Consider the following 6180-nt stretch of genomic DNA (forward strand, 5'->3'; position numbering starts at 1 on the left):
GCGGCGACCTTCTCCAGGGTGGTGCCTGGCCGCGGCCCGTCGTCGGCGGAGATGACGTCGCCAGAGGGCAGGGTGACCGGAGTGATCTCGCGCTGCCAGAACCCGTCGGCCAGCGCCTTCTCCGCGAGGTTCTGCGACCTGACCCCGAATTCGTCCTGCTCAAGCCGGCTGATGCCGCGCAGCGCCGCCACGTTCTCGGCCGTCTGGCCCATCGCGATGTAGACGTCCGGCAGTTCGCCATCGGCGCGGGGGTCGTGCCAGGACGGCGAGTCGGCCGCCACTGTCATCGCGGTGCGACCTTCCGCGGCGCCGAACAGCGGGTTCCGGGTGTCCGGCAGGCTATCGCTGTTGCCCTTGACGCTACGGGACACGCACTCGACCCCGGCGGAGATGAACACGTCCCCTTCGCCCGCCTTGATCGCGTGGTATGCCATCCGGGTGGTCTGCAGCGACGACGAGCAGTACCTGTTGACCGTGGTGCCGGGGAGGCGATCGTAGCCGAGCAGGACCGCGACCACGCGCGCCATGTTGAACCCCTGCTCGCCGCCGGGCAGCCCGCAGCCTAGCATCAGGTCGTCGATGTCCGCCGGGTCGAGTTGCGGGACCTTCGCCAGCGCGGCTGAGATGATTTGCGTCGCAAGATCGTCTGGCCGGACGCTGGTGAGCGACCCTTTGAATGCCCGGCCGATCGGCGAACGGGCGGTTGCGACGATTACTGCCTCCGGCATGACTGGCGCCTCCCGATGTTCGTGTCACAAACACGTTAACAGCCTCCTCGGATCATGAGCAGATAGCGTGTCTGTCCTGAGGGAGGGAGTGGAACCATGCAGGTGTACGACTCGGTGATCGAGCTGACGGGCGGGACGCCGCTGGTCCGGCTGAACACCGTGACCAGCGGCGTAGCCCGGACGCGGAACGTGCTGGCCAAGGTGGAGTACCTGAACCCGGGCGGCTCGGTAAAGGACCGGATCGCGCCGCGGATGATCGAAGCCGCGGAAAAGCAGGGCACGCTGCGGCCCGGCGGCACGATCATCGAGCCGACCTCGGGCAACACCGGCGTGGGCCTGGCCATCGCCGCCCAGGCCCGCGGCTACAAGTGCGTGTTCGTGTGCCCGGACAAGGTGGCACAGGACAAGATCAGCGTGCTGCGCGCCTACGGGGCCGAGGTCGTGGTCTGCCCGGGCACGGTCGCGCCTGACCACCCGGACTCCTACTACAGCGTGGCCAGGCGCCTGGCGCGGACAACCGACGGCGGCTGGCAGCCAGACCAGTACGCCAACCCGGAGAACCCGGCCGCGCACTACCACACGACCGGCCCGGAGATCTGGGCGCAGACCGAGGGGCGGGTCACCCACTTCGTGGCCGGGATCGGCACCGGCGGGACGATCTCCGGCACCGGGCGCTACCTCAAGGAAGTCTCCGGTGGCAGGGTGAAGGTCATCGGCGCCGATCCGGAGGGCTCGGTCTACTCGGGCGGTTCCGGTCGGCCGTACCTGGTCGAGGGCGTGGGTGAGGACATCTGGCCGGCGACCTTCGACCGGGAGATAGCCGACGAGGTGATCGCGGTGAGCGACGCCGACTCGTTCCTCATGACCAGGCGGCTCGCCCGCGAGGAGGCGCTGCTCGTCGGCGGGTCCGCGGGGCTAGCGGTCGTGGCTGCCCTGCGGGTGGCCAACAGCGCCGGAGAGGATGACGTGGTGGTCGTGCTGCTGCCGGACGGCGGGCGCGGCTACCTGTCGAAGATCTTCAACGACGAGTGGATGGCCGACTACGGGTTCCTGCGCGCCCAGACCAGCGAGCCTACGGTCAGGGAACTGCTCGCCGCCAGGGAAGCGGACACGATGCGCGCGATGCCCGCGCTGGTCCACGTGCACCCTGATGAGACCGTGGCGCAGGCGATCGCGCTGCTGCGCGAGTACGACGTCTCGCAGCTTCCCGTGGTCAGGCAGGAACCTCCGCTGATGGCCGCCGAGGTCGCGGGCTCCGTCGACGAGCGTGACCTGCTCGACGCGCTGGTGTCGGGCCGGGCAAGGCCGCACGACACGGTGGAGAGCCTGATGGGCCCGCCGCTGCCGCTGATCGGGCAGGGCGAGCCGGTCAGCCGGGCCGCCGCCGCGCTGGAGAAGGCAGGCGCCGCCCTCGTGCACGTGGACGGCAGGCCCGCCGCGGTGCTCACCCGGCAGGACCTTCTTTCCTTCTACGCGCAGGCGCAGCGATGAAGTTCGAGACCCGGGCGATCCACGCCGGGCAGGAGCCGGACCAGTTGACCGGCGCGGTCGTCCCGCCCATCTACCAGACCTCGACCTACAAGCAGGACGGCGTGGGCGGAGCCCGCAGCGGCTACGAGTACTCGCGGACGGCGAACCCGACGCGGACGGCACTGGAGGAGTGCCTCGCCGCGCTCGAGACCGGCGCACGCGCGTTCGCCTTCGCCTCGGGCATGGCCGCCGAGGACTGCCTGATCCGCACGCTCTGCCGGCCGGGCGACCACGTGCTCATCCCTGCCGATGCCTACGGCGGCACCTACCGGCTGTTCGCGAACGTGCTGGCCCACTGGGGGATCAGCTACGACGCGGTCCCGCAGACCGACCTCGACGCGGTCCGCGATGCCCTGGAGGGCCGCAGGACGAGACTCGTCTGGGCCGAGAGCCCCACCAACCCGCTGCTGTCGATCGTCGACCTGGCCGCGCTCGCCGAGGTCGCGCACGCGAACGGCGCGTTCCTCGTCACCGACAACACCTTCGCCTCCCCGTACCTGCAGCGCCCGCTTGAGCTGGGCGCCGACGCCGTGGTGCACAGCACCACCAAATACCTGGGCGGGCACTCCGACGTGGTGGGCGGCGCGGTGGTGCTCCGCGAGGCCGGCTACGCGGACGACCTCGCGTTCAACCAGAACGCGACGGGCGGCATCGCCGGGCCGTTCGACGCGTGGCTCACCCTGCGCGGGGTCAAGACGCTGGCCGTGCGGATGGACCGGCACTGCGCGAACGCGGCCCTGGTCGCGCGGCTGCTTACCGCACATCCCGCGGTCAGCCACGTGTATTACCCGGGCCTGCCGGAACATCCCGGCCACAAGGTCGCGGCAATGCAGATGCACGGCTTCGGCGGAATGGTCTCGTTCCGGCTCGCGGCCGGTGAGCAGAAAGCGGTAGCGGTATGCGGCCGCACCCGGCTGTTCACGCTGGGCGAGTCTTTGGGCGGCGTGGAGTCGCTCATCGAGCACCCGGCCAGGATGACGCACGCGTCCGCGGCCGGGTCGGCGCTCGAGGTGCCCGCGGATCTGGTCAGGCTGTCGGTCGGCATCGAGGATGCCGATGACTTGCTCGACGACCTGCGGCAGGCCATTTCCTTACGATCTTCGGAAGTGATCACTAACTGCACCTCAGGGACAGAGCGATTGAAGCTAAGATAAGGACTCCGAGTTGCCGGTAATCCGCCGGCCCATTCAGCTAGTCTCTTCCTGGGACAATGGAGGGTGGCCGAAAAATGGGGGTCGGCATGCGGTTGGGGCCTTTTCGGGTGTCTACAAGTGCCATGCGCCGTCCGCGGCCACTCGACCGGCCCTGGGGGATTGTAATTAGGGCTTTCGCGTCCCTGGTCGTCGTCGGGATTGCCGCCGGCTGCGGGGTAGCCGCGCCGGCAGGCAACGGCGTGCCGACACCGGCCGCCACGGCTTCAACATTCGGTAACTCACCGGTGATCGTATCGACGCCAACGGAAGCGAAGACCCAGCCGACGGGATCGGCGACCAGCCCGTCGGCGGCGAAGACCGGGTCCGCCTCCCCGACAGCGGCACCGCCGGCTACGACCGCGCCCGCACCGACGACGCCGGCACCGACTACGCCAGCGCCCGCGCCCACCGTGTCCGGTGCCGGGACCACGGAGAGCTGCCCGGAGCACGGGTCGACCAGCGCGCCCGGCTGCGGCTCCGTGAACGCGGGGCCATCCTCGGGGCAGGCCCCGGGTTTCGCCGCGGGACAGCAGTCGTCCCCTGACCTGCTCGGGGTCAACCAGGACCCGTGGACCGGCGGGCAGGGACCGCAGGTGCTGACCGCCTTCAGCGTGGAGGACTGGTCGGTCACCGCGACTGACACCGACCCGTCCGACGCCCCCGGCGAGGTGCTCACCTACCCGGACGCGAGCTTCAACTACTACCAGCTCGACACGCAGGCCTCCGGCTACACCACTCCGCCCGCGCAGTACGACCTGAACAACATCACCTCGCTGACCAGCGATTTCACCGAGTCCATGCCGCAGATCAGCGACCTCAACGCCGAAGCTGCCTACGACTTGTGGCTGAACAACTGGCAGACCGAGATCATGGTGTGGGTGGATACCTCGCCCGCCAAGGACCGTAATCTCGCGGACGACGGGATGACCAAGGTCGGCACGTACACCTATTCGGGCCAGACTTTCGCGCTCTGGCGCAATGGCAGCGGGATCACCGGCTTCTACGTGTTCCTGCTGAACCACAACGAGACGTCGGGCACGGTAGACCTCAAGGCGATGCTGGAAACCATGGTCTCGCTCGGGTTCATCCCCGCGACGTCGCCGCTGACCCAGATCCCGTTCGGCTGGGAGGTCAGCGATACGGGCGGCAAGCCGGTTACGTTCTCCCTGTCCAGGTTTGAGGTAAGCCTGCAGGGCTGACCGGCTAGCCGGCCCGGAGGGTGGGCGGCGGGTGGCTGTGCAGGACCTGCCCGTTGGGCCCGTGGGCGGTGGTGGTCCCGTCGGGGTGCAGGACCAGCTCCCAGCCCCACCGGTGGATGCAGACGTCATGATGAAACTGGCACAATAGAACACATGAGCTGACGCTTGTCTGGCCGCCGTCCTTCTTGTGCCGCAGGTGGTGCACGTCGCACCAGGCGGCCGGCCGGCCGCAGCCCGGCCAGGCGCAGGCCCTGTCGCGGAGCAGCACGGCGCGGCGGACGGCCGCCGGGATGCTGTCGGAGTACCCCACGTCCAGCGGCAGGCTCGGCGTGTCATACGGCGGGGACAGCAGCCCGGTGCGCAGCACCCCGGCCAGGCCGTGCGGGCCGGAGACGAAGTCGACCGCCAGCCGGGCGATCGCGTAGCGCAGCGCGGCGTGCGCGTCCGGGGACAGCGGCCTGGGCTGGGGCTGGTGCCCGGCAGCCGACAGGGCCAGTTCGATGATCTGGTCGATCACGGCCATGTCGGCGTGGCCGGTGACGACCGGGACGGTCATCGCGTCGCAGCCGGCGGTCTCGGCGCCGGCGCCGGCCAGGTAGCCGGCCTGCCCGGCGCGGGCCCGGAGCCAGGCCTCCTCGACCGCGGCGGCGCCGGGCTGGGAGCGCAGCCAGGGAAACGGGATGTGGGCGATCACCTGGGTATCGGCCCCGGCCCGGTCCGGCACCATCTTCGCCCGGATCAGCAGCTCGCAGCCCAGCTGCAGCGCGTCGTGGAAACGCTGGCCCTCGCTGCGGTGATCTTCGGGGCCGGCCTTCTTGCCCAGGGCCTCGAGCACCGCCTGGACGGCGGCGCCGCATTCGGGGGTGAGGTTGCCGCGGATGACGGCGGCGCCGCCGAACGTGGTGCCGACCGCCAGGTAGCGGTCGTCGAACCCGTCATCATCGTCGTCGGGGTCGGGGTGCTGTGCGCGCCACTGCTCCCAGGCGGCGGCCGCGATCAGCGCCAGGTCATCCACGGACGCGCCGGCCGCCGCCGCGTCCAGCAGGATCGTGCCGGTCTGGGCGCGCAGCTCCTCGGGGAGCTTCCTGGTCAGCTCGGTGATCTGCAGCCCGCAGGATTCGGAGACCTGCCCGGCGGCCATCGCGCCGGCCACGCCGGGGTGGGCGCTGAGCCGGCGCATCTGCCGGACCGCGGCCTTGGCGTCCTTCCTGGTCATCTGGGTCCTGGCGGCCAGCCACGAGGCCGGGGTCCCGTACCCGTCGGCGTCATGGGCGCCGGCCGCGTCGAACCGGCGCAGGAACGCGGCGTGCGCCGCGGCGAACTTCGCCCGCAGCCCGCCGAGCGAGACCAGCACGTCCCCCAGGGAGGCAGCCGCAAGCTCATCACCGGCCGGGGAGTTCAGGAAGTCCAGCCCCGCGCCCAGCAGCCGCAGCGCCTCGGCAACGCTGCGCGGCGTGCCGCCGTTCTCGCCTTCGCTTCCGGTGCACATGCTGGATCACCCCCGAACCGGGTCTTCTTCTCAGGCTTACC

4 protein-coding genes and 1 pseudogene are annotated in these 6180 nt (G+C 70.4%); 3 read left to right on the top strand and 2 right to left on the bottom strand.

Annotated elements, in window-relative coordinates; genetic code table 11:
• A pseudogene (locus Q1N79_RS23955) lies at positions 1 to 728 on the bottom strand (acetyl-CoA C-acyltransferase); the annotation flags it as partial.
• A gap of 96 nt (positions 729 to 824) precedes the next feature.
• Here Q1N79_RS23955 and Q1N79_RS23960 point away from each other — a divergent pair.
• The 3 genes from Q1N79_RS23960 (at position 825) to Q1N79_RS23970 (ending at position 4650) form a co-directional block, all read left to right on the top strand.
• Positions 825 to 2219 (top strand): cystathionine beta-synthase, encoded by a 1395-nt coding sequence (locus Q1N79_RS23960; protein WP_300612654.1) that lies wholly within the window; start codon positions 825 to 827, stop codon positions 2217 to 2219.
• Positions 2216 to 3412 carry a cystathionine gamma-synthase gene (locus Q1N79_RS23965; protein WP_300612656.1) on the top strand — a complete coding sequence of 399 codons (1197 nt, stop codon included), beginning with the start codon at positions 2216 to 2218 and terminating at the stop codon, positions 3410 to 3412. The genes Q1N79_RS23960 and Q1N79_RS23965 overlap by 4 nt, the downstream gene beginning before the upstream one ends.
• 518 nt (positions 3413 to 3930) lie before the next feature.
• Entirely contained in the window at positions 3931 to 4650 is a 720-nt protein-coding gene (locus Q1N79_RS23970; protein ID WP_300612658.1) for a hypothetical protein, read from the top strand.
• Positions 4651 to 4654: 4 nt separating this feature from the next.
• On the opposite strand, the gene Q1N79_RS23975 is transcribed toward Q1N79_RS23970, so the two are convergent.
• A complete protein-coding gene (locus Q1N79_RS23975) occupies positions 4655 to 6139 on the bottom strand; it encodes an HNH endonuclease signature motif containing protein (RefSeq protein ID WP_300612660.1) in 1485 nt (494 codons plus the stop codon).
• Between the last annotated feature and the right edge of the window lie 41 nt (positions 6140 to 6180).

This window comes from Trebonia sp. (assembly GCF_030042015.1).
In the GTDB taxonomy this organism is placed as follows: domain Bacteria; phylum Actinomycetota; class Actinomycetes; order Streptosporangiales; family Streptosporangiaceae; genus Trebonia.

Coding starts and splice junctions, on each gene's coding strand:
- Q1N79_RS23960 (WP_300612654.1), top strand. CDS start 825: ATGCAGGTGTACGACTCGGTGATCGAGCTGACGGGCGGGACGCCGCTG.
- Q1N79_RS23965 (WP_300612656.1), top strand. CDS start 2,216: ATGAAGTTCGAGACCCGGGCGATCCACGCCGGGCAGGAGCCGGACCAG.
- Q1N79_RS23975 (WP_300612660.1), bottom strand. CDS start 6,139: ATGTGCACCGGAAGCGAAGGCGAGAACGGCGGCACGCCGCGCAGCGTT.